The sequence below is a fragment of the Franconibacter daqui genome, assembly GCF_014644275.1.
Taxonomy (GTDB): domain Bacteria; phylum Pseudomonadota; class Gammaproteobacteria; order Enterobacterales; family Enterobacteriaceae; genus Franconibacter; species Franconibacter pulveris.
Genome location: NZ_BMKJ01000005.1, coordinates 290,101 through 316,881 on the forward strand (window position 1 = coordinate 290,101; position 26,781 = coordinate 316,881).

Annotated in this window: 24 protein-coding genes; 18 read left to right on the forward strand and 6 right to left on the reverse strand. The window is 58.3% G+C overall.

Annotated features, from left to right (window positions below):
• Nucleotides 1-11: 11 nt before the first annotated feature.
• From nuoI to nuoN, 6 genes are all read left to right on the forward strand, one after another.
• Nucleotides 12-554, forward strand: a complete 543-nt coding sequence (gene nuoI, locus IEX01_RS17035; protein ID WP_024556229.1) for an NADH-quinone oxidoreductase subunit NuoI — start codon at nt 12-14, stop codon at nt 552-554.
• Nucleotides 555-564: 10 nt separating this feature from the next.
• Nucleotides 565-1,128, forward strand: a complete 564-nt coding sequence (gene nuoJ, locus IEX01_RS17040; protein WP_024556230.1) for an NADH-quinone oxidoreductase subunit J — start codon at nt 565-567, stop codon at nt 1,126-1,128.
• Entirely contained in the window at nt 1,125-1,427 is a 303-nt protein-coding gene (nuoK, locus tag IEX01_RS17045; RefSeq protein ID WP_024556231.1) for an NADH-quinone oxidoreductase subunit NuoK, read from the forward strand. Before nuoJ ends, nuoK begins: the two co-directional genes overlap by 4 nt.
• The gene (nuoL, locus tag IEX01_RS17050) at nt 1,424-3,262 is read left to right on the forward strand and encodes an NADH-quinone oxidoreductase subunit L (protein WP_024556232.1); all 1,839 of its coding nucleotides are present in this window, start codon (nt 1,424-1,426) and stop codon (nt 3,260-3,262) included. Before nuoK ends, nuoL begins: the two co-directional genes overlap by 4 nt.
• 116 nt (nt 3,263-3,378) lie before the next feature.
• Complete coding sequence (nuoM, locus tag IEX01_RS17055) at nt 3,379-4,908, forward strand: NADH-quinone oxidoreductase subunit M (RefSeq protein WP_024556233.1); 1,530 nt, start codon at nt 3,379-3,381, stop codon at nt 4,906-4,908.
• 6 nt (nt 4,909-4,914) lie between these two features.
• Complete coding sequence (nuoN, locus tag IEX01_RS17060) at nt 4,915-6,402, forward strand: NADH-quinone oxidoreductase subunit NuoN (protein ID WP_024556234.1); 1,488 nt, start codon at nt 4,915-4,917, stop codon at nt 6,400-6,402.
• 52 nt (nt 6,403-6,454) lie between these two features.
• Here the strand turns inward: nuoN and rnz are convergent, their stop codons facing one another.
• Nucleotides 6,455-7,369 (reverse strand): ribonuclease Z, encoded by a 915-nt coding sequence (rnz, locus tag IEX01_RS17065; protein WP_188724219.1) that lies wholly within the window; start codon nt 7,367-7,369, stop codon nt 6,455-6,457.
• A gap of 73 nt (nt 7,370-7,442) precedes the next feature.
• Between rnz and IEX01_RS17070 the strand changes: the two genes are divergently transcribed.
• The 8 genes from IEX01_RS17070 to menE all read left to right on the forward strand — a co-directional run bounded on the left by IEX01_RS17070 (nt 7,443) and on the right by menE (nt 15,399).
• Nucleotides 7,443-7,892 carry a GNAT family N-acetyltransferase gene (locus IEX01_RS17070; protein WP_028020009.1) on the forward strand — a complete coding sequence of 150 codons (450 nt, stop codon included), beginning with the start codon at nt 7,443-7,445 and terminating at the stop codon, nt 7,890-7,892.
• Nucleotides 7,893-7,962: 70 nt separating this feature from the next.
• A complete protein-coding gene (elaB, locus tag IEX01_RS17075) occupies nt 7,963-8,271 on the forward strand; it encodes a stress response protein ElaB (protein WP_024556236.1) in 309 nt (102 codons plus the stop codon).
• A gap of 111 nt (nt 8,272-8,382) precedes the next feature.
• A complete protein-coding gene (gene menF, locus IEX01_RS17080) occupies nt 8,383-9,672 on the forward strand; it encodes an isochorismate synthase MenF (protein ID WP_024560393.1) in 1,290 nt (429 codons plus the stop codon).
• 82 nt (nt 9,673-9,754) lie between these two features.
• Complete coding sequence (menD, locus tag IEX01_RS17085; RefSeq protein ID WP_188724220.1) at nt 9,755-11,425, forward strand: 2-succinyl-5-enolpyruvyl-6-hydroxy-3-cyclohexene-1-carboxylic-acid synthase; 1,671 nt, start codon at nt 9,755-9,757, stop codon at nt 11,423-11,425.
• A complete protein-coding gene (menH, locus tag IEX01_RS17090; protein ID WP_188724221.1) occupies nt 11,422-12,204 on the forward strand; it encodes a 2-succinyl-6-hydroxy-2,4-cyclohexadiene-1-carboxylate synthase in 783 nt (260 codons plus the stop codon). Before menD ends, menH begins: the two co-directional genes overlap by 4 nt.
• Nucleotides 12,201-13,058, forward strand: coding sequence for a 1,4-dihydroxy-2-naphthoyl-CoA synthase (gene menB, locus IEX01_RS17095; protein ID WP_024556240.1), 858 nt, complete (start codon nt 12,201-12,203; stop codon nt 13,056-13,058). Before menH ends, menB begins: the two co-directional genes overlap by 4 nt.
• Entirely contained in the window at nt 13,058-14,023 is a 966-nt protein-coding gene (menC, locus tag IEX01_RS17100; protein ID WP_188724222.1) for an o-succinylbenzoate synthase, read from the forward strand. Before menB ends, menC begins: the two co-directional genes overlap by 1 nt.
• Nucleotides 14,020-15,399: an o-succinylbenzoate--CoA ligase gene (gene menE / locus IEX01_RS17105; RefSeq protein WP_188724223.1), complete on the forward strand. Its 1,380-nt coding sequence runs from the start codon at nt 14,020-14,022 to the stop codon at nt 15,397-15,399. Before menC ends, menE begins: the two co-directional genes overlap by 4 nt.
• An 18-nt stretch (nt 15,400-15,417) precedes the next feature.
• On the opposite strand, the gene IEX01_RS17110 is transcribed toward menE, so the two are convergent.
• Nucleotides 15,418-16,866 carry a catalase gene (locus tag IEX01_RS17110; protein ID WP_188724224.1) on the reverse strand — a complete coding sequence of 483 codons (1,449 nt, stop codon included), beginning with the start codon at nt 16,864-16,866 and terminating at the stop codon, nt 15,418-15,420.
• A gap of 278 nt (nt 16,867-17,144) precedes the next feature.
• On the opposite strand from IEX01_RS17110, the gene IEX01_RS17115 reads away from it, so the two are divergent.
• The 4 genes from IEX01_RS17115 to glpQ all read left to right on the forward strand — a co-directional run bounded on the left by IEX01_RS17115 (nt 17,145) and on the right by glpQ (nt 21,745).
• Nucleotides 17,145-17,687, forward strand: a complete 543-nt coding sequence (locus IEX01_RS17115; RefSeq protein ID WP_024556244.1) for a YfaZ family outer membrane protein — start codon at nt 17,145-17,147, stop codon at nt 17,685-17,687.
• A 92-nt stretch (nt 17,688-17,779) separates the two neighbouring features.
• A complete protein-coding gene (locus tag IEX01_RS17120) occupies nt 17,780-18,976 on the forward strand; it encodes a nicotinamide mononucleotide deamidase-related protein YfaY (RefSeq protein WP_188724225.1) in 1,197 nt (398 codons plus the stop codon).
• Nucleotides 18,977-19,324: 348 nt separating this feature from the next.
• A complete protein-coding gene (gene glpT, locus IEX01_RS17125; RefSeq protein WP_024556246.1) occupies nt 19,325-20,677 on the forward strand; it encodes a glycerol-3-phosphate transporter in 1,353 nt (450 codons plus the stop codon).
• A gap of 9 nt (nt 20,678-20,686) precedes the next feature.
• On the forward strand, nt 20,687-21,745 hold the full coding sequence (glpQ, locus tag IEX01_RS17130) for a glycerophosphodiester phosphodiesterase (protein WP_188724226.1): 1,059 nt from the start codon (nt 20,687-20,689) through the stop codon (nt 21,743-21,745).
• A gap of 38 nt (nt 21,746-21,783) precedes the next feature.
• Here glpQ and yfaE read toward each other — a convergent pair whose 3' ends face one another.
• From yfaE to ubiG, 4 genes are all read right to left on the reverse strand, one after another.
• Entirely contained in the window at nt 21,784-22,038 is a 255-nt protein-coding gene (gene yfaE, locus IEX01_RS17135; protein ID WP_024556248.1) for a class I ribonucleotide reductase maintenance protein YfaE, read from the reverse strand.
• A gap of 1 nt (nt 22,039) precedes the next feature.
• Complete coding sequence (gene nrdB / locus IEX01_RS17140) at nt 22,040-23,170, reverse strand: class Ia ribonucleoside-diphosphate reductase subunit beta (protein WP_024556249.1); 1,131 nt, start codon at nt 23,168-23,170, stop codon at nt 22,040-22,042.
• Nucleotides 23,171-23,311: 141 nt separating this feature from the next.
• Nucleotides 23,312-25,597 carry a class 1a ribonucleoside-diphosphate reductase subunit alpha gene (gene nrdA, locus IEX01_RS17145; RefSeq protein WP_024556250.1) on the reverse strand — a complete coding sequence of 762 codons (2,286 nt, stop codon included), beginning with the start codon at nt 25,595-25,597 and terminating at the stop codon, nt 23,312-23,314.
• A 343-nt stretch (nt 25,598-25,940) separates the two neighbouring features.
• Nucleotides 25,941-26,675 (reverse strand): bifunctional 2-polyprenyl-6-hydroxyphenol methylase/3-demethylubiquinol 3-O-methyltransferase UbiG, encoded by a 735-nt coding sequence (gene ubiG / locus IEX01_RS17150; protein WP_048888501.1) that lies wholly within the window; start codon nt 26,673-26,675, stop codon nt 25,941-25,943.
• Nucleotides 26,676-26,781: the final 106 nt, after the last annotated feature.

The window sequence follows — 26,781 nt, forward strand, 5'->3', positions numbered from 1 at the left end:
GTGATTAAGCCATGACATTAAAAGAATTAGTGGTTGGTTTCGGCACCCAACTACGCAGTATCTGGATGATCGGCATGCACGCGTTCTCAAAACGCGAAACGCGCATGTATCCAGAAGAGCCGGTTTATCTGCCGCCGCGCTACCGCGGCCGTATCGTGCTGACGCGCGATCCGGACGGTCAGGAGCGCTGCGTTGCCTGTAACCTGTGTGCGGTAGCCTGCCCGGTAGGCTGTATCTCTTTGCAAAAAGCGGAGACGAAAGACGGTCGCTGGTATCCGGAGTTTTTCCGCATCAACTTCTCACGCTGCATTTTCTGCGGTATGTGCGAAGAGGCTTGCCCGACCACCGCTATCCAGCTGACGCCGGATTTCGAGCTGGGCGAGTACAAGCGTCAGGATCTGGTTTACGAGAAAGAGGATCTGCTGATCTCCGGTCCGGGCAAGTACCCGGAGTACAACTTCTACCGGATGGCGGGTATGGCGATCGACGGCAAAGACAAGGGCGAGGCGGAGAACGAAGCCAAGCCTATCGACGTCAAGAGCCTGTTACCTTAAGGAGTCAGGAATGGAATTCGCGTTTTATATCTGCGCCCTTGTGGCGGTCCTGACCACCGTACGGGTGATCACCCATACCAATCCGGTGCATGCGCTGCTGTACCTGATAATCTCGCTGCTGGCGATTGCAGGCGTGTTCTTCTCGCTGGGCGCTTATTTCGCCGGCGCGCTGGAAATCATCGTCTATGCGGGCGCCATCATGGTGCTGTTCGTGTTCGTGGTGATGATGCTCAACCTCGGCAACTCGGTTATTGAGCAGGAGCGCGGCTGGCTTAAGCCGCAGCTCTGGATTGGTCCGGGCCTGCTCTCCGCCGTTTTGCTGGTGGTGATGGTCTACGCCATTCTTGGCGTTAACGATCAAGGCATCGACGGCACGCCAGTCAGCGCGAAAGAGGTTGGCGTGGCGCTGTTCGGCCCTTACGTGCTGGCGGTGGAACTGGCTTCTATGCTGCTGCTGGCGGGCCTGGTTGTGGCCTTCCATCTCGGTCGTGAAGAGTCGGCAGGCGACGTCGTCAGCGTGCGCGGCGGTTCCCCTGCGGAACAGGCGAAAAGAAAAACGGAGGAGCACGTATGATCCCGTTACAACATGGACTCATCCTCGCGGCCATTCTGTTCGTCCTCGGACTGACCGGCCTTATTATCCGTCGCAATCTGCTGTTCATGCTGATTGGCCTGGAAATCATGATTAACGCCGCCGCGCTCGCCTTTGTGGTCGCGGGCAGCTACTGGGGCCAGACCGACGGTCAGGTGATGTATATCCTGGCGATTAGCTTAGCGGCTGCGGAAGCGAGCATCGGCCTTGCGCTGCTGCTGCAACTCCATCGCCGTCGCCAGAACCTGAATATCGATTCAGTAAGTGAGATGCGTGGATGAACCTCCTCTGGTTAACAATTCTTTTGCCATTGATTGGCTATGTATTGCTCGCGTTCTCGCGCGGTCGCTGGTCGGAAAACCTTTCCGCCACGGTGGGCGTGGGCTCTGTCGGGCTGGCGGCGCTGGTTACCGCTATCGTTGGCTTTGATTTCTTCAGCAACGGCAAACAGGCTTTCACTCAGCCGCTGTGGACCTGGATGTCGGTGGGCGATTTTAATATCGGCGTTAACCTGGTGCTGGATGGCCTGTCGCTGACCATGCTTTCCGTGGTGACCGGCGTAGGCTTCCTGATCCACATGTTCGCTTCCTGGTATATGCGCGGCGAAGAGGGGTACTCTCGCTTCTTCGCCTATACCAACCTGTTTATCGCGAGCATGGTGGTGCTGGTACTGGCTGACAACCTGCTGCTGATGTATCTCGGCTGGGAAGGCGTGGGCCTCTGCTCTTATCTGCTGATCGGCTTCTACTACACCGATCCGAAGAATGGCGCAGCGGCGATGAAGGCGTTTGTCGTCACCCGCGTGGGCGATGTCTTCCTCGCTTTCGCGCTGTTCATTCTCTACAACGAACTCGGCACGCTGAACTTCCGCGAAATGGTTGAACTGGCGCCGCAGCACTTTGCTAACGGCAATGAAATGCTGCGCTGGGCGACGCTGATGCTGCTTGGCGGCGCGGTAGGTAAATCTGCACAGCTTCCGCTGCAAACCTGGCTTGCGGACGCGATGGCGGGCCCAACGCCGGTTTCCGCGCTGATCCACGCGGCGACCATGGTTACCGCGGGCGTTTATCTCATTGCCCGCACCCACGGCCTGTTCCTGATGACGCCGGACGTGCTGCATCTGGTCGGCATCGTTGGCGCCATTACGCTGGTGCTGGCTGGTTTTGCCGCTCTCGTGCAGACCGACATCAAACGTGTGCTCGCTTACTCCACCATGAGCCAGATTGGCTATATGTTCTTGGCGCTTGGCGTACAGGCGTGGGATGCGGCGATTTTCCACCTGATGACCCACGCGTTCTTTAAAGCGCTGCTGTTCCTCTCGTCCGGCTCCGTCATTCTGGCGTGCCACCACGAGCAGAACATCTTTAAAATGGGCGGGCTGCGCAAGTCCATTCCGCTGGTGTACGCCTGCTTCCTGGTCGGCGGCGCGGCGCTGGCGGCGTTGCCGATCGTCACCGCAGGCTTCTACAGTAAAGATGAAATTCTGTGGGGCGCAGCGGCCAACGGTCATAACTACTTAATGCTGGCGGGTCTGGCGGGGGCGTTCCTCACCTCCATCTATACCTTCCGCATGATTTTCATCGTGTTCCACGGCGAAGAGAAAATTCACGCTCATGCAGGGAAGGGGATTACCCACCACCTGCCGCTAATCGTTCTGCTGGTGCTTTCCACCTTTGTGGGCGCGCTGATCACACCGCCGCTGGCGGGCGTGCTGCCGGAAAGCAACTTCGGCCACGAAGGCAAAATGACAGTGGAAATCGCTTCGGGCGCCATCGCCATCATCGGCATCCTGATTGCCGCCTGGCTGTGGCTTGGCAAACGCACGCTGGTCGCTTCTGTGGCCAACAGCGCGCCGGGCCGCTTCTTCGGTACATGGTGGTTCCACGCCTGGGGCTTCGACTGGCTGTATGACAAAGTCTTCGTCAAACCTTTCCTCGGTATCGCCTGGCTGCTGAAACGCGATCCGTTGAATGCGCTGATGAACATTCCGGCTATCCTCTCCCGCTTCGCAGGCCGCGGTCTGCTGTTTAGCGAGAGCGGTTATCTGCGCTGGTATGTGGCATCCATGAGCATCGGCGCGGTCGTGGTGCTGGCGCTGCTGATGGTATTGCGTTGAGTTTGCAAGAATAAGTGAATTTTCTTTGCTGAGAATTCGTTGAAAATCAGGTCCCAGCGGACAGGCGGCTATGGCAGTGAGCCTGTCCGGGACTTTAACAAGGAATATTGATTGCCATGTTATTACCCTGGCTAATATTGATTCCCTTTATCGGCGGCTTTTTCTGCTGGCAGACGGAGCGCTTCGGCGTAAAAATGCCACGCTGGATTGCCCTGATTACCATGGGGCTGACGCTGGCGCTCTCGCTGCAACTCTGGTTGCAGGGCGGCTATTCACTGACGCAGGCGGCAGGGTTGCCGCAGTGGCAGTCAGAATTTGTTTTGCCGTGGATCCCGCGCTTTGGCATTACTATCCATCTCGCTATCGATGGGCTCTCCCTGTTGATGGTCGTGCTGACCGGCCTGCTTGGCGTGCTGGCGGTGCTCTGCTCCTGGAACGAGATTGAGAAATATCAGGGCTTCTTCCACCTCAACCTGATGTGGATTTTGGGTGGCGTAATCGGCGTCTTCCTTGCCATTGATATGTTCCTGTTCTTCTTCTTCTGGGAAATGATGCTGGTGCCGATGTACTTCCTGATTGCGCTCTGGGGCCATAAGGCCTCCGACGGGAAGACGCGTATTACCGCCGCCACCAAGTTCTTTATCTACACCCAGGCGAGCGGTCTGGTGATGCTGATCGCTATTCTGGCGCTGGTGTTTGTTCACTTCAGCGCGACCGGAGAATGGACCTTTAACTACCAGCAACTGCTGAAAACGCCGATGTCCCACAACGTGGAATGGCTGCTGATGCTCGGCTTCTTTATCGCGTTTGCGGTGAAAATGCCGGTGGTACCGCTGCACGGCTGGCTGCCGGATGCCCACTCCCAGGCGCCGACCGCCGGTTCTGTCGACCTCGCGGGCATTTTGCTGAAAACTGCCGCCTACGGCCTGCTGCGCTTCTCCCTGCCGCTGTTTCCGAACGCGTCGGCGGAGTTTGCTCCCATCGCCATGTGGCTTGGCGTTATTGGCATTTTCTACGGCGCGTGGATGGCTTTCTCGCAGACCGATATTAAGCGCCTTATTGCTTACACCTCCGTTTCCCACATGGGCTTTGTGCTGATTGCTATTTATACCGGCAGCCAGCTGGCTTATCAGGGCGCGGTTATCCAGATGATTGCCCACGGTCTTTCCGCCGCCGGCCTCTTCATTCTCTGCGGTCAGCTTTACGAGCGTCTGCACACGCGTGACATGCGTCTGATGGGCGGTTTGTGGAGCAAGATCAAATGGCTGCCGGCGATGTCGATGTTCTTCGCCGTAGCGACGCTGGGTATGCCAGGCACCGGTAACTTTGTTGGCGAATTCATGATCCTCTTCGGCAGCTTCCACGTGGTGCCGATGATCACCGTCATCTCGACCTTCGGCCTGGTTTTCGCCTCTGTTTATTCACTGGCGATGCTGCACCGCGCTTACTTCGGCCAGCCGAAGAGCGAAGCGGCCCGTCAGGAGATCCGCGGAATGTCGCTGCGCGAGCTGTTCATCATTCTGCTGCTGGTGGCGCTTCTGGTACTGCTCGGCTTCTATCCGCAGCCGATTCTGGATACATCGCATTCCGCGATGAGCAATATCCAGCAGTGGTTTACTGATTCTGTTTCTACTACAAGGCCGTAATTCGCCATGACAATATCACTCCAACAATTGATCGCGCTGCTACCGCTGCTCGTCGTCGGCTTGACGGTAGTGGTTGTGATGCTCTCCATTGCGTGGCGACGCAACCACTTTTTAAATGCCACGCTGTCGGTCATCGGCCTGAACGCCGCGCTGCTGTCGCTCTGGTTTGTCGGCCAGGTGGGGCCGATGGATGTTACCCCGCTGATGCGGGTTGACGGCTACGCCATGCTCTACACCGGCCTGGTGTTGCTGGCGAGCCTTGCCACTTGCACCTTCGCCTATCCGTGGTTGCAGACTTATCCGGATAACAAAGAAGAGTTTTATCTGCTGGTGCTGATTGCCGCGCTCGGTGGCATTCTGCTGGCTAACGCTAACCATCTGGCCTCGCTGTTCCTCGGCATTGAGCTTATTTCGCTGCCGCTGTTTGGCCTGATTGGTTACGCTTTCCGCCAGAAACGCTCGCTGGAAGCCGCTATTAAGTACACCATTCTCTCTGCCGCAGCCTCTTCCTTCCTGCTGTTTGGCATGGCGCTGGTGTATGCGCAGTCCGGCAGCCTGTCGTTTGTCAGCCTCGGCAAGAGCCTGGCGGACAACATGCTGCACGAACCGCTGCTGCTGGCGGGTCTTGGCCTGATGATTGTCGGTCTTGGCTTTAAACTCTCTCTGGTACCGTTCCACCTCTGGACGCCGGACGTTTACCAGGGCGCGCCTGCGCCGGTTTCTACGTTCCTCGCTACCGCCAGTAAAATCGCTATTTTCGGCGTGGTGATGCGTCTGTTCCTCTATGCGCCGGTTGGCGACAGCGAGGCGGTGCGCGTGGTGCTGGGCATTATTGCCTTTATCTCCATCATCTTCGGTAACCTGATGGCGCTGAGCCAGACCAACATCAAGCGTCTGCTCGGCTACTCCTCCATTTCTCATCTGGGCTACCTGCTGGTGGCGCTGATTGCGCTGCAAAGCGGCCAGATGTCGATGGAAACCGTTGGGGTCTACCTGGCCGGTTACCTGTTCAGCAGCCTTGGCGCGTTTGGCGTGGTGAGCCTGATGTCCAGCCCGTATCGTGGCCCGGACGCGGATTCGCTCTACTCTTACCGCGGCCTGTTCTGGCACCGTCCAATCCTCTCCGCCGTCATGACCGTAATGATGCTGTCGCTTGCGGGCATTCCGATGACCCTTGGCTTTATCGGTAAGTTCTACGTGCTGGCCGTGGGCGTGCAGTCGAGCCTGTGGTGGTTGACGGCGGCGGTGGTGGTAGGTTCCGCAATTGGTCTCTACTACTACCTGCGTGTGGCGGTGAGCCTCTACCTGAGCGCGCCTCAGCAGCTCAACCGCGACGCGCCGTCCAATTGGGCGTGGAGCGCCGGCGGTGTAGTGGTGCTGCTTTCCGCTCTGGTGGTGCTGGTGCTTGGCGTATGGCCGCAGCCGCTGATTACGCTGGTGCAAATGGCGCAGCCGCTGGCCGGCGCCGTGCAGGCCGCGCAGGTTATGCCATAAGCTTGTCGATGTAAGAAAAAACCGCCGCTTGTCGGCGGTTTTTTTATGGGCGCTATACCGTGATAGTCAGGAAATCTTCCGCCAGTTCGCTCGCCGGGAAAATGGCGCGCGCCTCTGACAGCAGCCGGAGGCAGGCCGCTGCGTCATAGCGGGAGCTGAAATGGGTCATGATGAGCCTGAGCGCCCGCGCCTCGCGCGCCAGTTCCGCCGCCTGATGGGTTGTGGAGTGTCCCCGGCTGTTGGCTTTCTCCGCCATGGCCGCCTCAAGCGTGGTTTCATGCACCATGACGTCTACCTCTTGCGCCAGCCGCAATGCCCCCGGCGTCGGGCCGGTATCGCCGAAAATCGCCAGCTTTTTGCCTTTTTGCGGTTCGCCCAGGTAATCGCGTCCGTCAATCTCGCGGCCATCTTCCAGCCTTACTGTTTCGCCTCGTTTGAGGCGCTGAAAGAGCGGGCCTGGCGCAACCCCTGCGCGAGTCAGCCGCTGGGCATCCAGCTTGCCGGGTTTGTCGTGTTCTTCAATGCGGTAGCCATAACACTCGACGGGATGTGCAAGCGCAACCGCGCTGACCTTCATTTCCCCGTCGTCAAACACCAGCCCCTCTGTGATTTCATGAATGGTCAGCGGAAAGCCCGCCCAGGAGCCGCTGAGCTTAAGCGACATGTTAATAAACTCCCGAATGCCCGCTGGCCCATAGATGGTAAGCGGCGCCTCGCTGCCTGCCATTGAGCGGCTGCACAGCAGCCCAGGCAGACCGAAAATATGGTCGCCGTGAAGGTGAGTAATGAAGATTTTATCGATCCTGCCGGGGTTAAACGCAGTGCGCAGCATCTGGTGCTGGGTGCCTTCGCCGCAGTCGAATAACCATAAACCGGGCCGGGCAAGAAGAGGGTTGAGCACCATGGCCGATACGTTGCGGTTGCGGGTTGGAACGCCCGCTGAAGTGCCAAGAAAAGTCAGTTCCATAGAAAGGGTGCTCCCGTCTGGCGATAAAAGCCTTTAGTATAGCGATGAACCCCCTGTCACCAAGGAGCTTTTCATGATCCGCTGGCAAGACCTGCACCACAGCGAACTCGATGTGCCCACCCTATATGCGCTGTTGAAACTGCGCTGCGACGTTTTCGTCGTTGAGCAAAATTGCGTTTATGCCGATATTGACGGCGATGACCTGGTGGGAGAAAACCGTCATCTGCTGGGCTGGCGCGACGGCGAGCTGGTCGCTTATGCGAGGATTCTGAAAAGTGTCGAAGAAGAGGCGCCTGTAGCCATTGGTCGGGTCATTGTCTCTCGCGCCGCCAGAGGCGAAAAACTGGGTTATCAATTGATGGAGCAGGCCCTGGCTTCCTGTCAGCGGCACTGGCCGCAGCGGGCGATATACCTTGGCGCGCAGGCCCATCTGCAACCTTTTTACGCAAGCTTTGGCTTCCGGCCGGTGACGGAAATTTATGACGAAGACGGCATTCCTCATATCGGCATGGCGAAGGAATAGCAGTTACGCAAAAAGCGTGGCGTTGTCTATAGTTAGCAGACGGGTATTCACCAAAACACGGAGAACAGTTATGTCCGACTCACAACCGTATGAACCTCGTCTTGATGATGATCTCACTCTGCTGAGCGAAACGCTGGAAGAAGTCTTACGCTCCTCGGGCGACCCAGCCGATCAGAAGTATATTGAGCTTAAAGCCCGCGCAGAGCAGGCGCTGCACGATGTTAAAGCTCGCGTCAGCAATGCTTCAGACAACTACTACTATCGCGCGAAAAAAGCGGTTTACCGCGCGGATGACTACGTGCACGAAAAACCCTGGCAGGGCGTAGGAATTGGCGCTGCCGCAGGCCTGATATTTGGTCTTCTGCTGGCCCGTCGTTAATTCTTTACGCTCCAGCCGCCCTGAAATCACACCGCTGCGGCGGTGTGTCGTTTTATTCGGCCCTGCAGCCACATATAATGCAGGGTTTTTAAGGGAGGGGAGAGGTAGGTAGTGTTATCCATAGAAGATGCGTTACAGCGGCTTGCAGACCGGCTGACGACGCCCTTACCAGACCAACCTGGTCTGCGCCGTTTGTGTACGCCTGTCACTCTAAGCGATGCCAGTGACCCGCTCGCCTGGCTTGCAAGCCAACCGTTTTTCCCTCAGTTCTACTGGCAGCAGCGCAGTGGCAGCGATGAAGCCGCCGCACTTGGCGCGCTTAAACGATTCAATTCTTTGCCGCAAGCGCAGGCTTTTCTCCAACAGGCGGATGAGCCTGAATTGCGCATCTGGGGCCTGAATGCCTTCAATCCTCATGAAGGCGACTTGTTTCTCTCTCGTCTCGAATGGCGACGACATGAAGGCCAGGCCTGGCTCTGCCTGCACCTCTGGAGCGAAACGTCGCTGAAAGAAGATGCCCGGCAGGCGACCGCTTTCCTGAACGCGCTCCAGCCTGCCAGACTGCTGCCGCCGCTTAATTCACGGCTGGTAGAAGAATGTCATATTCCCGATAAAGAAGGCTGGTGCGACCGGGTTCGTCTTGCTACCCGCGCCATACATCAGCAGGAGATGGATAAAGTGGTGCTGGCCCGCGCCAGCGATCTGCGTTTTGGCCGACCCGTCTGCGCGGCGGCGCTGATGGCTGCCAGCCGCCGGGTTAACCTCAACTGCTACCATTTCTATATGGCTTTCAGTGAGCACGACGCCTTTCTTGGCTCCAGTCCCGAGCGGCTCTGGCGACGCATCGACAGGGCGTTGCGTACCGAGGCGCTGGCGGGCACTATCGAAAATCATCCCGACGATCATCGCGCCTGGGCGCTTGGCCAGTTGCTGTTGGCCGATGACAAAAACCAGCGCGAAAACTTGCTGGTAGTGGAAGATATTTGCCAGCGTATAGAAAAACTCGGAGACGGCTACGACGTGCTGCCCCCGCAGGTGCTGCGCCTGCGCAAGGTGCAACACCTGCGCCGCTGTATCTGGAGCACGCTCTTTCAGCCGGACGATGCGCTGTGTCTGCAACAGTTGCAACCCACTGCGGCTGTCGCCGGGCTGCCACGCGAAGCGGCGCGGCTTTTTATTGGCGAACATGAACCTTTCACGCGCGGTTGGTATGCCGGTTCCGCAGGTTATCTCTCCCTTCAGCAATCTGAGTTCTGCGTGTCGTTGCGCTCGGCGCAGGTGACGGGCGATACGGTACGCCTCTACGCAGGCGCCGGGATCGTATCGGGGTCCGACCCGGAGCAGGAGTGGCAGGAGATTGAGAACAAAGCGGCAGGTTTGCATACGCTGCTGTGCCGCTAAGCGCCACAATCCCGATTCATATCAAAATACATGATGCCATAATCCTTATAATAACCGGGCAAAATTGATACCGGACAACATCATGTCGATAAGCTCCTTCAACCGACGCTGGGCTGCGGTCATCCTTGAGACGCTGACGCGCCACGGCGTGCGTCATATCTGTATCGCTCCCGGCTCACGCTCCACGCCGTTGACGCTGGCGGCGGCGGAAAATCGCGCCTTTATCGCCCATACCCATTTTGACGAACGCGGCCTTGGCCACCTGGCGCTGGGGCTGGCGAAGGGGAGCGGCGAGCCGGTAGCGGTGATTGTGACGTCCGGCACCGCCGTGGCGAACCTTTATCCGGCCATCATCGAAGCCGGGCTTACCGGTGAAAAACTCATTATGCTGACGGCCGACAGGCCGCCGGAGCTTATCGACTGCGGCGCGAATCAGGCCATTCGTCAGCAAGATATTTTTGCTTCTCACCCTGGCGTTTCTGTCGCGCTGCCCCGTCCCACGGCCGATATTCCCGCCCGCTGGCTCGTTTCTACGCTTGATGAAGCGATGAGCGGCGTGAAAGCGGGCGCGGTGCATATTAACTGCCCGTTTGCCGAGCCGCTTTACGGCGAGCTGGACGACTCGGGGCTGGCCTGGCAGCAGGCGCTGGGGGAATGGTGGCAGAGCGACCAGCCCTGGCTGCGTGTGAGCGAGGGGCAGGCGTGCCTCAAACAGCGCGACTGGTTTTTTTGGCGGCAAAAGCGTGGCGTGGTTATTGCGGGCAGGCTCTCGGCCGGCGAAGGCGAGCTGGTCGCCGCCTGGGCGAAAACGCTCGGCTGGCCGCTGATTGGCGACGTGCTGTCGCAGACGGGGCAGCCGCTACCCTGCGCGGATTTATGGCTGAGCAATCGCCGGGCGACCGAATTGCTGTCGCAGGCGCAGTTGGTTATCCAGTTTGGCGCCAGCCTTACCGGTAAACGGCTGCTGCAATGGCAGGCGGCCTGCACGCCGGACGAGTACTGGCTGGTGGACTCGCTGCCCGGACGACTTGACCCGGCGCACCACCGCGGCCGCAGGCTGACGGCCAATATCAGCGACTGGCTTGAGCTTCACGCCGCGCAGAAACGCGCCCCGTGGGCGATGGCGCTTAAGGCGATAGCGCAAGAGGCCAGTCAGAGCGTCGAGCAGGCGACGCACGCCTTCGGCGAAGCGCAGCTGGCGCACCGGATTGCGGAACTGCTGCCGCAGGCGGGCCAGCTTTTTGTCGGCAATAGCCTGGTGGTGCGGCTGGTGGACGCGTTTGCACAGCTTCCGGCGGGCTACCCGGTCTTCAGCAACCGCGGCGCGAGCGGCATTGACGGACTCATTTCTACCGCCGCCGGGGTTCAGCGCGCCACCGCGCGCCCGACGCTTGCCATACTCGGCGACCTTTCGGCGCTATACGATCTCAACTCCCTTGCCCTGTTGCGTGAGGCCTCTGCGCCTGTCGTCCTTATTGTCGTTAACAATAACGGCGGCCAGATTTTCTCGCTGCTGCCGACGCCTGCCGCCGAGCGTGAAAAATATTACTGCATGCCGCAAAACGTCACCTTCGGGCATGCTGCGGCAATGTTCGGGCTCAACTACGCCCGGCCCGAAAGTTGGCAGGCGTTATGCGATGCGGTGGAGACGGGGTGGCGCACGCCGGGTGCTACGATTGTTGAACTTATCGTGTCGCCCACTGAAGGCGCGCAAACGCTGCAGCGGCTGGTTGCGCAGGTAAGCCAGGCATGAAGCTTCACGCAAAAGTTAAGCGGAGCGCTTTCGCCAATCAGCCCTGGCTGGTCTGGTTGCACGGTTTTTTGGGTAACCATGAAGAGTGGCTGCCTGTAGCGACCCTGCTGCCGCAGTGGTCGCATCTTTTTATCGATCTTCCCGGACACGGCGAGTCGTCGTGCATAGCGGCGCAGAATAGCCAGCAGGTGAGCAAATGGCTCGCTGAAACTGTAAGTAGTTACAACATCCTTAGATACTGGCTGGCAGGCTATTCGCTTGGCGGGCGGATAGCGATGCAGTATGCCTGCCAGCAAGAGATAAGCGGATTACTGGGCGTGATTGTCGAAGGCGGTCATCCCGGCCTGACAAGCGCCGCTGAGCGGGAGGCGAGGCGCGAAGCGGACGGCCGCTGGGCGCAGCGTTTACGCGAGCAGCCGCTCTCCCTGGTGCTGGATGCCTGGTATCGCCAGCCGGTTTTCGCTTCGCTCACCGAAGCGCAGCGCGCCGCGTTAGTTACGCTGCGCAGCCGCAATAATCCGCAGGCGCTTGCCGCCATGCTGGAGGCAGCGTCGCTTGGCCGCCAGCCCGATCTGCACGCGCCGCTGGCAAAGCTCGGCTTGCCGTTTCATTACCTGTACGGTGAAAAAGATAACAAATTCGGCGCGCTTGCGACGCAACTTACCGCATCGCGCCACCCTATTGCCGCAGCCGGCCACAACGCCCATCGGGAAAATCCGCAAGCGGTGGCGAACTGCATCACTGACATTTTGCTGCAACATGCTAAGGAAGAACCATGATTTACCCTGATGAACAGCGGCTCTATGCGCCGGTCGAATGGCGGGATTGCTCAGAAGGCTATCGCGACATTCGTTACCATAAATCCATCGACGGCATCGCGAAAATCACCATTAACCGTCCCGAAGTACGCAACGCGTTTCGCCCGCTCACCGTTAAAGAGATGCTGCAGGCGCTGGCGGACGCGCGCTATGACGATAATATCGGCGTTATTATTCTCACCGGCGAAGGGGAAAAAGCGTTCTGCGCGGGCGGCGACCAGAAGGTGCGCGGCGACTACGGCGGTTATCAGGATGATTCCGGCGTACATCACCTCAACGTGCTCGACTTTCAGCGCCAGATCCGCACCTGCCCAAAGCCGGTGGTGGCAATGGTGGCGGGCTATTCCATCGGCGGCGGTCACGTATTGCATATGATGTGCGACCTGACCATTGCGGCGGAAAACGCCATCTTCGGCCAGACCGGACCTAAAGTCGGCTCCTTTGACGGCGGCTGGGGCGCTTCCTATATGGCGCGCATCGTCGGGCAGAAAAAAGCGCGGGAAATCTGGTTCCTTTGCCGTCAGTACGACGCGCAGCAGGCGCTGGATATGGGGCTCGTGAATACGGTAGTACCGCTGGCGGAGCTGGAAAAAGAGACGGTGCGCTGGTGTCGTGAAATGCTGCAAAACAGCCCGATGGCGCTGCGCTGTCTGAAAGCGGCGCTCAACGCCGACTGCGACGGCCAGGCGGGCTTGCAGGAGCTGGCGGGCAACGCCACCATGCTGTTCTATATGACCGAAGAAGGCCAGGAAGGGCGCAACGCGTTCAACGAGAAGCGCCAGCCGGACTTCAGCAAGTTTAAGCGTAACCCGTAATGCGACGCGCTCAGGTTTACCGCTATTCGCTGCCGATGGACGCAGGCGTAGTGCTGCGCGAACGGCGGCTGAAATGTCGCGAAGGGTTGCTGGTTCGCCTTGGCGAAGGCGAGCGCGAAGGGTGGGGCGAGGTGGCGCCGCTGCCAGGCTTCAGCCTGGAGACGCTGGAAGAGGCGCAGGCGGCAACCGTTGCCTGGGCTCAAGCCTGGCGCAGCGGTCAGGCGGTTTCGCTGCCCGGTCTGCCAGCCGCCGATTTCGGCGTAAGCTGCGCGCTGGCGGAGCTTGGCGGCGAACTGCCGCTGAAGGCGGATTTCCGCGTCGCGCCCTTGTGCAGCGGCGACCCGGACGAACTCTTCGCCACGCTTTCCGCGATGCCGGGCGAGAAAATCGCCAAGGTAAAAGTCGGGCTTTATGAAGCGGTTCGCGACGGCATGGTAGTTAATCTGCTGCTGGAGGCGTTGCCCGACCTGCGTCTGCGCCTTGACGCCAACCGCAGCTGGACGCCGCTTAAGGCCCGACAGTTCGCAAAATATGTCAACCCGGCGAACCGCCCCCGCATTGCGTTTATTGAAGAACCCTGCCAGCGCCGCGAGCAGTCGCGCGAGTTCGCCCGCGAAACGGGCATCGCCATCGCCTGGGACGAAAGCCTGCGGGAAGCGGATTTTACTTTTGACGCCGAACCCGGCCTGAGCGCGGTAGTTATCAAACCCACGCTGACCGGAAGCCTCCATAACGTGCGCGAGCAAATCGCGCAGGCGCACGCGCTGGGGCTTGAGGCGGTAATAAGCTCTTCTATTGAATCGAGTCTCGGGTTAACGCAACTGGCGCGCCTGGCCGCCTGGCTCACGCCGATGACCGTACCGGGGCTGGATACGCTCTCTTTAATGCAGGCGCAACTGGTGCGCGAGTGGCCGGGCAGCGCGCTGCCTTGCTGGCCGGTGGAAAATCTGGAGCCGCTGCTATGAGCTTCACCACATGGCCGTGGCGCCACTGGCGAGCAGAGCGCGGGGAAGCGATAGCCCTGCGCACAGCCAGGGAGCACTTTACCTGGCGACAATTATGCGAGCGTGTCGACGCGCTGGCGACGGGCTTTCATCAGCAAGGCGTCAGAGAAGGCGCGGGCGTCGCTTTGTGCGCTAAAAACAGTCCGCAAGCGCTCTTCGCTTGGCTTGCGTTGTTGCAGTGCGGCGTGCGGGTCTTGCCGCTTAACCCGCAGCTCCCTGCATCTATGCTCGCGCAACTACTGCCTGCGCTTTCACTGGACTACGCGCTGGTTTGCGGCGACGCGCCGCCGCCGCCGGGCTTGCCGCTGCTTGCCATGCGCGAAGAAGCCGCCGCTGCGCATGCGGTTGGCTGGCAGGCTGAACGCTTTGCGTCCATGACGCTCACTTCCGGCTCGACAGGCTTGCCGAAGGCGGCGGTGCACAGCGCCGGCGCGCACCTTGCCAGCGCCGCCGGGGTGCTGGGTGAAATTCCCTTTGCCAGCGGCGATTGCTGGCTGCTCTCCCTGCCGCTCTATCATGTCTCCGGGCAGGGCATTTTCTGGCGCTGGCTGCTGGCGGGCGCGGGCCTTGCGACGCGCGAATCGCAACCGCTGGCGCAGGCGCTGGCGGGCTGTACCCACGCTTCGCTGGTGCCTACTCAGCTGTGGCGGCTGCTGGAAGAAGGGCAGGCTATCCCGTCCCTTAAAGCGGTGTTGCTGGGCGGCGCGGCGATTCCGGTGGCGTTAACCGAAGCGGCGCATAAGCGCGGCATCGCCTGCTGGTGCGGCTACGGCCTGACCGAATTCGCTTCTACCGTCTGCGCGAAAAAAGCGGACGGGCAGAGCGACGTCGGTTTTGTTCTGGCAGGACGGGAAGTGAAAATCGTCAACAACGAGATTTGGCTGCGCGGCGCGAGCATGGCGGCGGGATACTGGCGTGAAGGCGGCGTACAGCCGCTGACAAATCGCGAAGGATGGTTCGCCACCCGCGATCGCGGCGCCTGGCTTGGCGAAAGGCTGCGCGTGCTGGGGCGTCTGGACAATCTCTTTTTCAGCGGCGGCGAAGGCATTCAGCCGGAAGAGGTGGAGCGGGTCATCGCTGCGCACCCGCATGTGCGGCAGGCTTTCGTAGTGCCGCTGGAAGACAAAGAGTTTGGCCACCGTCCGGTGGCGGTGGTGGAGTGCGACGAAGAGGCGCGCCCAGAGGCGCTTGCGTCATGGGTGCGAGATAAACTGGCGCGCTTTCAGCAGCCGGTGCGCTGGCTCCCGCTGCCCGAGAGTATAAAAAACGGCGGGATTAAAATCTCCCGCCGTCAGCTTTCAGAATGGGTGGTTAACGAACTCTCCCCCAGCCATTAATGGAGGAGGCCAGCGCGGTTAGCGTTTCGCTTTCAGCGCCGCCAGCGCGGCCGCCACGCCCGCGCCATATTCCGGGTGCACTTCGCTGAAGATGCCTATCTGGCGCTCCTGAATAAACGCCGGCACGCTCTGGATATCCTCCGCGATGCGGTTGTACATGCGCTGACGCTCTTCCTCGCCGATGAGGTTGAACAGCGCGCGCGGCTGGGTGAAGTAATCGGTATCTTCGCGGTGGTTCCAGTGATCCGCCGCGCCTTCCATGCTCAGCGGCGGCTCGCTGTAGTCAGGCTGCTCCTGGAATACGCCAAAGCTGTTCGGCTCGTAGGTCGGGCCGTTGCCGCTGTTGCCGTCCACGCGCATCGCGCCGTCGCGATGGTAGTTGTGGAACGGGCAGCGCGGCTTGTTCACCGGGATCTGGTGATGGTTTACCCCAAGGCGATAACGGTGCGCGTCGCCATACGAGAAGAGACGTCCCTGCAGCATGCGGTCCGGAGAAAAGCCGATGCCCGGCACGACGTTCGCCGGCGACATGGCGACCTGCTCCACTTCCGCAAAGTAGTTGTCCGGATTGCGGTTCAGCTCCAGCACGCCCACTTCAATCAGCGGATAGTCGGCGTGCGGCCAGACTTTCGTCAGGTCGAACGGGTTATACGGCGTCTGCGAAGCTTCCGCTTCCGGCATGATCTGCACGTAAAACTTCCAGCGCGGGAAATCACCTTTTTCGATGGACTCGAACAGGTCGCGCTGGGCGCTTTCACGGTCTTCGGCAATCAGGCGCTTCGCGTCGTCGTCCATCAGGTTATGAATGCCCTGTTCGGAACGCAGGTGGAATTTAACCCAGAAACGTTCGTTATTGGCGTTGATAAAGCTAAAGGTGTGACTGCCGAAGCCGTGCATTTCCCGGTACGAGCGCGGCAGGCCGCGGTCGGAGAAGTCGATAGTCAACTGGTGCACCGTTTCCGGCTGCAGCGAGAAAAAGTCCCATTTGTAGGTCGGGTTGCGCAGGTTGGTGCGCGGGTCGCGCTTCACTACATGGTTGAGATCGGGGAATTTCAGCGGATCGCGCAGGTAGAAGACTGGGGTGTTGTTGCCCACCAGATCCCAGTTCCCCTCTTCGGTGTAAAACTTAATGGAAAAGCCGCGAATATCGCGTTCGGCGTCGGCCGCGCCGCGTTCGCCCGCCACCGTTGAGAAGCGGATAAACAGATCCGTTTTCTTGCCGATCTGCGAGAAGATTTTCGCACGGGTGAAATCGGTAATATCCCGGGTTACGGTAAAGGTGCCATAGGCGCCGGAACCCTTCGCGTGCATGCGGCGCTCGGGGATCACTTCGCGATCAAAATGCGCCAGTTTCTCCAGGAACCAGACATCCTGCAGCAGCATAGGTCCACGACGTCCCGCCGTCATGGAGTTATTGTTATGGGCCACCGGTGCGCCTGACGCCGTGGTTAATCCTTTTTTACTCATCGTTTTTCTCCCGCAACAGGTAAGTCGTTTGATTGTAATTGTCTATTGATTACTGAATTATCCTCGGCGATATTTTTAGATTAATCGTTGATCCTGGGCAATCTGGCTGTTCCTATTGCAGTTATCTTTGCCACCTTTCGTTAAGCAAAAAGATTCATTTTCACCTGGTTACAAGTCCAGGCTAACGCTAAAGCCCTGATACATTGCTTCCCCGCCGGATAGCGGTACAATGCCGCTGCTTTTTTTGGGATCCTTTTTGCTTATTTGAGATACACGGAATGAAAAAATTACTGATTGCGGGCGTGAGCGGGCTGCTCTTCGTGGCTTCCCAGGCGAACGCGCTGAGCGTGGGCGGCGAAGTGGGTGAGCATTACACCAATATTACCGGCGGCTTCGGCACCGAAAGCACTGGCCTTGCGCTGAACGGCAACTGGGCGCACAACGATGACCACGGCGATATCGCCGGTCTCGGACTTAACTTCAACCTGCCGCTGGGGCCGTTTATGCTCTCTCCTGGCGTAAGAGGCGTTTACCTGAATCCGAAAGCGGGTAGCGAAGGTTACGCGGCGGCAGTTGGCGGCGGCGTGAAATTGCCGATCGGCCAGAGCTTCTCGCTGTTTGGCGATTACTACTACTCTCCGGATTCGCTCTCCAGCAGCATTGATGATTATCAGGAAGCGAACGTCGGCGCGCGCCTCTCTGTTCTGCGTCCGCTCAGCATCGAAGCGGGCTATCGTTACATTAACGTCAGCGGTAAAGATGGCGACCGCGACAGCAAACTGGCCGACGGCCCGTACGTCGGCGTCAGCGCAGCCTTCTGATCCTCCAGGCGCGGCGTCCGTCGCGCCTTTTCTTCCCCTTTCTCCCGCCCGCTTGCGCTATAGTGAAGCGTTCCCTTTGTGTGGAGAAAATAATGCTGAAAGTAGAAATGCTCTCGACGGGCGACGAAGTGCTGCACGGCCAGATAGTCGATACCAACGCCGCATGGCTTGCGGATTACCTCTTTGAGAACGGCTTTCCCATGACCCGTCGCAACACGGTGGGCGACAATCTTGAGGCGCTGACGGCCATTTTGCAGGAGCGCAGCCAGCAGGCGGACATCGTGATTGTGAACGGCGGTCTCGGGCCGACCAGCGACGATCTTAGCGCCGAAGCCGCAGCGAAAGCGGCGGGCGTCGGGCTGGAGCTGCATGAAGAGTGGCTCGCGCATATGGAGCAGTTTTTCTCCTCCCGCGGGCGCGTGATGGCCCCGAGCAACCGCAAACAGGCGATGATCCCGGCAGGCAGCGAGATGGTGGACAACCCCGTCGGTACCGCCTGCGGTTTCGCCATGACGCTTAACCGCGCGGTCATTTTCTTCACGCCTGGGGTGCCTTCGGAGTTTCGCCAGATGGTGCAGCAGCAGATAGTGCCGCGCCTGCGTCAGCGCTTCCCGGAGGTCGAACCGCCGGTTTGTCTGCGTCTCACGACCTTTGGGCGCTCGGAAAGCGATCTCGCGCAGAGCCTTGACTCGCTTACGCTGCCGCCGGGTGTGGTGATGGGCTACCGCTCCTCCATGCCGATTATCGAACTGAAACTGACCGGCCCTGCGAAGGCGCGCGAGGCGATGGAAGCGGTGTGGCCGAAGGTTCGCGAGGTGGCGGGAGAAAGTCTGATTTTCGAAGGAACGGAAGGGCTGCCAGCCCAGCTTGCCCGCCGCTTGCAGGAAAAACCGCTGCGTCTGTCGCTCAGCGAACAGTTCACCGCCGGGCTGCTGGCGCTGCAACTGCGTTCTGCGGGCGCGCCGCTGCTGGATAGCGAGGTGTTGACGGACCGCGATGAAACGCTGCAGGAAGCCGCACAGCGGGCTGCGGCGCTGGTGCAGAAGGCGGGCAGCGAGCTGACGCTGGTGGTGGGCGCCATGCGCGACGAGCAATTAAATATTGTGCTGTGCACGCCGGTCGGACTGCACGCGGTGCGCCTCAAATTCAGCGCTAACCGCCATGAGCTGCGCACTCGTCAGGAAGTCTGCGCCATGATGGCGCTGAACATGCTGCGCCGCTGGCTCAACGACGCACCTGTTACTTCAGAGCACGGCTGGGTGCAGGTGGTGGAAGCCTTCAGTCAGTAACGCCTGCGGCTTACCCTTGCAAAACGCAGCGGGCGGAAGCCTGCTGCGTGACATTGCTTTATTCTCCGCCCCTCAGCATGCGCTCACGCATTACAGTGCTTTTCATTTTTTGCCGATCAGAATCACAAACCTAAATTTTTATGTTGGTTAGCGAGCGTATTCGACCATCAAGCGAAAACAAAAGAACATAAAAAAGGCAAAAAATCTTCGTTTGTCATAAAACTGTAACAATATGTGCGATGTTTCACAGCAATTATGACAAAGCTCCCGTATTCTCCTGCGCGAAAACAAACATAAGCGGCGCAAATGACTTCGTGTCCGCAGATCAATACCTGCCAGGAGAATGTAATGCTAAGTATTTTCAGACCTGCCGCCCATCAGGCGCGGCTTCCCGCGGATCGTGTCGATCCCGTTTATCGCCGCCTGCGCTGGCAGATCTTCATGGGAATTTTCTTTGGCTACGCAGCCTACTATCTGGTGCGCAAAAACTTCGCGCTTGCCATGCCTTATCTGGTGGAGCAGGGTTTTTCCCGCGGCGACCTCGGGTTTGCGCTTTCCGGTATTTCCATTGCTTATGGTTTTTCGAAGTTCATCATGGGTTCGGTCTCGGACCGTTCAAACCCGCGCGTTTTCCTGCCGGCCGGGCTTATTCTGGCGGCGGCGGTGATGTTGTTTATGGGTTTCGTGCCCTGGGCGACCTCCAGCATCATGGTGATGTTTGTGCTGCTGTTTCTTTGCGGCTGGTTCCAGGGAATGGGGTGGCCGCCGTGCGGGCGCACCATGGTGCACTGGTGGTCGCAGAAGGAGCGCGGCGGTATTGTTTCGGTCTGGAACTGCGCCCATAACGTGGGCGGCGGCATTCCGCCGCTGCTGTTCCTGCTCGGCATGGCCTGGTTTAACGACTGGCATGCGGCGCTCTATATGCCTGCTTTCGGCGCTATTTTGGTCGCCATTATCGCCTTCGCCTTAATGCGCGACACGCCGCAATCCTGCGGTCTGCCGCCGATTGAAGAGTACAAAAACGACTACCCGGACGACTACAGCGAAAAAGATGAGCAGGAGCTGACAGCGAAGCAGATCTTCATGCAATACGTGCTGCCGAACAAGCTGCTGTGGTATATCGCTATCGCAAACGTGTTTGTCTACCTGCTGCGCTACGGCATCCTCGACTGGTCGCCGACTTACCTGAAAGAGGTGAAGCACTTCGCGCTGGATAAATCTTCCTGGGCCTATTTCCTGTATGAATATGCCGGGATCCCGGGGACGCTGCTCTGCGGCTGGATGTCCGATAAAGTCTTTAAAGGCAACCGTGGCGCGACCGGCGTCTTCTTTATGACGCTGGTTACTATCGCGACTGTCGTTTACTGGATGAACCCGCCGGGCAACCCGAACGTGGATATGGCCTGCATGATAATCATCGGCTTCCTGATTTACGGCCCGGTAATGTTGATTGGCCTGCATGCGCTGGAGCTGGCGCCGAAAAAAGCGGCGGGTACGGCGGCGGGCTTTACCGGCCTCTTCGGCTACCTCGGCGGTTCGGTGGCGGCGAGCGCGATTGTCGGTTACACCGTTGATTTCTTCGGCTGGGATGGCGGCTTTATGGTGATGGTGGGCGGCAGCATTCTCGCCGTACTGTTGCTGGTGGTTGTCATGATAGGCGAGCGTAAACGCCATCAGGAATTGCAGGAAAAACGCGCTTAAGGAGCACAGATGAAGCTTAAAACAACGCTTATGACGCTGGCGCTTTGCGCCGTGGCGGGGAGCGCGGCGGCGATCGATAAAATCGTGATTGCGCACCGCGGCGCGAGCGGCTACCTGCCGGAGCATACATTGCCGGCTAAAGCGATGGCCTATGCCCAGGGGGCGGATTTCCTTGAGCAGGATCTGGTGATGACAAAGGATGACCAGCTGGTGGTGCTGCATGACCACTACCTGGATCGCGTCACCGACGTGGCGGAACGGTTTCCCGACCGGGCGCGTAAAGACGGGCGCTATTACGCCATCGACTTTACGCTCGCGGAGATCAAATCCCTGAAATTCACCGAGGGGTTTGATCTCGAAAACGGCAAAAAGGTGCAGACCTTCCCGGGCCGTTTTCCGATGGGCAAATCAGATTTCCGCGTGCACACCTTTGAAGAGGAAATTGAGTTCGTTCAGGGGCTGAACCACGCAACCGGCAAGCGCATCGGCATCTATCCGGAGATTAAAGCCCCTTGGTTTCACCATCAGGAAGGGAAAGATATCGCGGCGAAGGTGCTCGGGGTGTTGAAGCAGTATGGCTATGTTGCAAAGCGAGATGCTGTGTACCTGCAATGCTTCGACGCTAATGAGCTTAAGCGCATTAAAACCGAGCTTGAGCCGAAGATGGGGATGGATCTGAAGCTTGTGCAGCTTATCGCGTACACCGACTGGAACGAAACCCAGCAGCAGCAGCCAGACGGCACCTGGGTTAACTACAGCTACGACTGGATGTTCAAACCTGGCGCAATGAAAGAGATTGCGAAATATGCCGACGGCATTGGCCCTGATTACCACATGCTGGTGGCGCCAGGGTCGACAAAGGGGAACGTGAAGCTCACGGCGATGGCGCAGGAAGCGCATGCCAGCCGCTTGCCTGTTCATCCTTACACCGTGCGCGCCGATAAGCTTCCGGATTACGTCAGCGATGTGAATCAGCTTTATGAGGTGCTTTACCGCCAGGCCGATGTGGAAGGGGTGTTTACCGACTTCCCGGACAAAGCGGTGCAGTACCTGCACAAAAACCAATAAAAAAGGGGCTTCGGCCCCTTTTGCTTTTCTGTAAGAGATTACATCTCTATTTCTATGTCCCCCTGCGCTTTGCAGCAGCAGGGGAGAATTTCGCCTGGCTGAATAAACGCCAGCGGCTCGGTAAGCCAGGTGACCTGGCCTGTAACCAGTTTCGTGCGGCATGAGCCGCAGTAGCCTTCGCGGCACTGGTATTCCACCGCCACCTTGTGCGATTCGAGTGCAATAAGCAGCGAAGGATGCTCCTCGTCGCACTCAAGCTGTGAACCGGTGAGGCGAAGCGTAACGCGGCACATATCAGAGCTGGAAGCTGCTAAGATCGTCGTGGTCGATTTCAGAATCGATCTGGCCGACCAGATAAGAGCTCACTTCCACTTCCTGCGGCGCCACCTGCACGTTATCGGAAACCAGCCAGGTGTTGATCCACGGGATCGGGTTTGAGCGGGTCTTAAACGGCAGATCCAGACCCACCGCCTGCATGCGGATGTTCGTAATGTACTCGACGTACTGGCAGAGGATATCTTTGTTCAGGCCGATCATCGAGCCGCCCTGGAACAGGTATTCCGCCCACTCTTTTTCCTGCTGCGCCGCCAGCACGAACAGGTCGTAACACTCCTGTTTGCACTCTTCGGCTATCTGCGCCATCTCGGGGTCATCTTCGCCGCTGCGCATCAGGTTCAGCATATGCTGGGTGCCGGTGAGGTGCAGCGCTTCGTCGCGGGCAATCAGACGAATAATTTTGGCGTTGCCTTCCATCAGTTCGCGCTCGGCGAAAGCGAAGGAGCAGGCGAAGCTGACGTAGAAGCGAATCGCTTCCAGCGCGTTCACGCTCATCAGGCACAGGTAGAGCTTCTTCTTCAGCTCGTGCAGGTTCACGGTAACGGTTTTGCCGTTCACGCTGTGGGTGCCTTCGCCCAGCAGATGCCAGTAGCTGGTCAGCTCGATCAGGTCATCATAGTAATGAGAGATGCCTTCGGCGCGCTTTAAGATCTGCTCGTTGGTGACGATATCATCAAACACCAGCGCCGGGTCGTTCACGATGTTGCGGATGATGTGCGTATAAGAGCGCGAGTGGATAGTCTCGGAAAAGGCCCAGGTTTCAACCCAGGTTTCCAGCTCCGGAATAGAGATAAGCGGCAGCAGCGCGACGTTCGGGCTGCGGCCCTGAATGGAGTCCAGCAGCGTCTGGTACTTCAGGTTGCTCAGGAAGATATGCTTTTCATGCTCCGGCAGCGCCTGGAAATCGATGCGGTCGCGGGAGACATCCACCTCTTCCGGACGCCAGAAAAACGAAAGCTGCTTTTCGATAAGCTTTTCGAAAATTTCATATTTTTGCTGATCGTAGCGCGCTACGTTGACCGGCTGGCCGAAGAACATGGGTTCAAGAAGCTGGTCGTTTTTCGTCTGTGAAAAAGTGGTGTAGGCCATGACGTAAATCCTGTGAAACGGCTTTGTTGATAAGAGGCGATTTGAGTACGCCTCTCACCCCGGCCCTCTCCCCGCAGGGGCGAGGGGGAAAAGAGAAACCCTCTTCACCGGGAAGAGGGCTGCTTCAGGTCAACGACCTTCTTAAATCTTACAAGCGCCGCTTTCGCAGCCGTCGTCCTGAATGGACGGCGCCAGGTCATCCTGGGCATCTTCCGCACCGTCGCGGGTGTTCTGGTAGTACAGCGTTTTCACGCCGAACTTGTACGCGGTGAGCAAGTCTTTCAGGAGCTGCTGCATCGGCACTTTGCCTGACGGGAAGCGCTGCGGGTCGTAGTTGGTGTTCGCCGAAATCGACTGGTCGATGAATTTCTGCATCAGACCCACCAGTTGCAGATAGCCGTCGTTGTTCGGCATTTCCCACAGCAGTTCATACTGCTCTTTCAGGTGTTCGTAATCCGGCACCACCTGACGCAGAATGCCGTCCTTCGACGCTTTGATGCTGATGTGGCCACGCGGCGGTTCAATGCCGTTGGTGGCGTTGGAAATCTGCGAAGAGGTTTCCGAAGGCATCAGCGCCGACAGAGTGGAGTTGCGCAGGCCGTGCGTTTTGATCGATTCGCGCAGGGTTTCCCAGTCGTAGTGCAGCGGCTCGTTAGCAATCGCATCCAGGTCTTTTTTGTAGGTGTCGATTGGCAGGATGCCTTTGCTGTAAGTGGTTTCGTTGAACCACGGGCAGGCGCCTTGCTCTTTCGCCAGCTCGTTAGACGCCTTCAGCAGGAAATACTGAATAGCCTCGAACGTTTTGTGCGTCAGGTTGTTGGCGCTGCCGTCGGAGTAACGCACGCCGTGCTTCGCCAGGTAGTAAGCGAAGTTGATAACGCCGATACCCAGCGTACGGCGACCCATCGCGCCGCGTTTTGCGGCCGGGATTGGGTAATCCTGGTAGTCGAGCAGGGCGTCAAGGGCGCGTACCGCAAGAATAGCCAGCTCTTCCAGTTCGTTCAGGTTCTCAATCGCGCCAAGGTTAAAGGCAGAGAGGGTGCAGAGCGCGATTTCGCCATTCTCGTCGTTGACATCTTCCAGCGGTTTGGTCGGCAGCGCGATTTCCAGGCACAGGTTAGACTGGCGCACCGGCGCGACAACCGGGTCAAATGGGCTATGGGTGTTGCAGTGGTCAACGTTCTGGATGTAGATGCGGCCGGTGGAGGCGCGCTCCTGCATCATCAGCGAGAAGAGCTCGGACGCTTTGATGCGCTGCTTGCGAATGCTGTCGTCTTTTTCATATTTCACATACAGACGTTCGAACTCATCCTGGTCGGCGAAGAACGCGTCGTACAGGCCCGGTACGTCGGACGGGCTGAACAGGGTTATCTCTTCACCTTTCAGCAGACGGGTGTACATCAGCTTGTTGATCTGCACGCCGTAGTCCATGTGACGCACGCGGTTCGCTTCGGTGCCGCGGTTGTTCTTCAGCACCAGCAGGCTTTCCACTTCCAGATGCCACATTGGGTAGAAGAGGGTCGCCGCGCCGCCGCGAACGCCGCCCTGGGAGCAAGATTTCACCGCGGTCTGGAAATGCTTGTAGAACGGGATGCAGCCGGTATGGAACGCTTCGCCGCCGCGAATGGGGCTGCCGAGCGCGCGAATGCGGCCGGCGTTGATGCCGATGCCCGCGCGCTGGGAAACATATTTCACAATCGCGCTGGAGGTGGCGTTGATGGAGTCCAGGCTGTCGCCGCACTCGATAAGCACGCAGGAGCTGAACTGGCGAGTCGGGGTGCGCACGCCGGACATGATCGGCGTCGGCAGCGAAATTTTAAAGGTGGAGACCGCGTCGTAGAAGCGTTTCACGTAATCCAGACGGGTTTCACGCGGGTAGCCGGAGAAGAGGCAGGCCGCAACCAGTATGTAGAGGAACTGCGCGCTCTCGTAAATTTCGCCGGTGACACGGTTCTGAACCAGGTATTTCCCTTCCAGCTGCTTAACGGCCGCATAGGAGAAGTTCATGTCGCGATGATGGTCGATAAAACCGTCCATCTGCTGGAACTCTTCTTCCGTGTAGTCTTCCAGCAGATGTCTGTCGTATTTGCCCAGCTCAACCATGTTGACGACATGAGCATAAAGCTTCGGCGGCTCAAACTGGCCGTAAGCTTTTTTACGCAGGTGGAAGATAGCCAGGCGCGCGGCCAGGTACTGGTAGTCCGGGGCGTCGCGGGAGATAAGATCCGCCGCGGCCTTGATGATGGTTTCATGAATGTCGGAGGTTGTGATGCCATCATAGAACTGAATGTGAGAACGCAGCTCCACCTGAGAGATGGATACGTTGTTCAGCCCTTCAGCCGCCCAGTCGAGAACACGATGAATTTTGTCCAGATCGATGCGCTCTTTACGGCCATCACGTTTTGTCACCAGCAGACTCTGATTCATGTGAAATATACCTGTCCGTGAAATAGAAATATCCCCCGCTTATTCACAGGGCTAACTTTGTGATTAACTCTGTGGATAAATACTATATATAGGGGGTTTGAGATAAGTGAAACGCTATATGGTGAGTATTCTAGTCTGGATTCTTTTGAGAACAAGGCTTGATTTCAACGTTAATTTGCGGTTACGAAACGATGAAATTATCTAAGTGCGCGTCTTATAAGGGCTGAAGGTCGTGTCAATATCAGAAGAAAAAAAATGAAAATATGATCGAACGCCGATTTCCTGGTCAGCCAAAAAATTGCGCAACAGAACGCTGCGCAATTTTTAATACGAAAAGCTTATATCAGGCAGGGTTTTTGGCTTCAGTATGCAACATATAATTTACATCAACCCCAGGCGCGAGCTTGAAGCGGTTGGTTATCGGGTTGTAGTGCAGACCGATAATATGGCGCTCTTTTAATCGCTGGGTTTCGTCCACCCAGCCGAGCAATTCCGCAGGTTTGATGAATTTTTTCACATCGTGCGTGCCTTTCGGCACCATGCGCAGCACATATTCCGCGCCGACTACCGCCATCAGCCAGGCTTTGCCGTTGCGGTTTAAGGTAGAGAAGAAAACGTGGCCGCCGGGTTTAACCAGCTTCGCGCACGCCTGAACTACCGAGCGCGGGTCCGGCACATGTTCAAGCATCTCCATGCAGGTCACCACGTCATAAGCGCCCGCGTTCTGGAGAGCGTGCTCTTCCACCGTTTGCTGTACGTAATCCACCTGAACGCCGCTTTCGAGCGCATGCAGGCGCGCCACCTGCAGGGGCTCGAAGCCCATATCGAGTCCGGTCACCGATGCGCCTTCGCGGGCCATGCTTTCAGCCAGAATGCCGCCGCCGCAGCCGACATCCAGCACGTTTTTGCCGAACAGGCCGCCTGAACGCTCGACGATATAGCCAAGGCGCAAGGGATTGATGCGATGCAGCGGTTTAAACTCGCCTTCCAGATCCCACCAGCGCGACGCTACGGCTTCGAATTTGGCAATTTCTTCGTGGTCAACGTTGCGCGCAACGGGGGGTTTTTCAGCATTCATCAGCGCATTTACTCCTTTCTTCGCAAGAGCGTCGAGTATAACAGGCAAAACAGGGGAATAAAGCGCTCTGCGGGTCTATTCCGCTTACTGATAATCACCCGCTTGT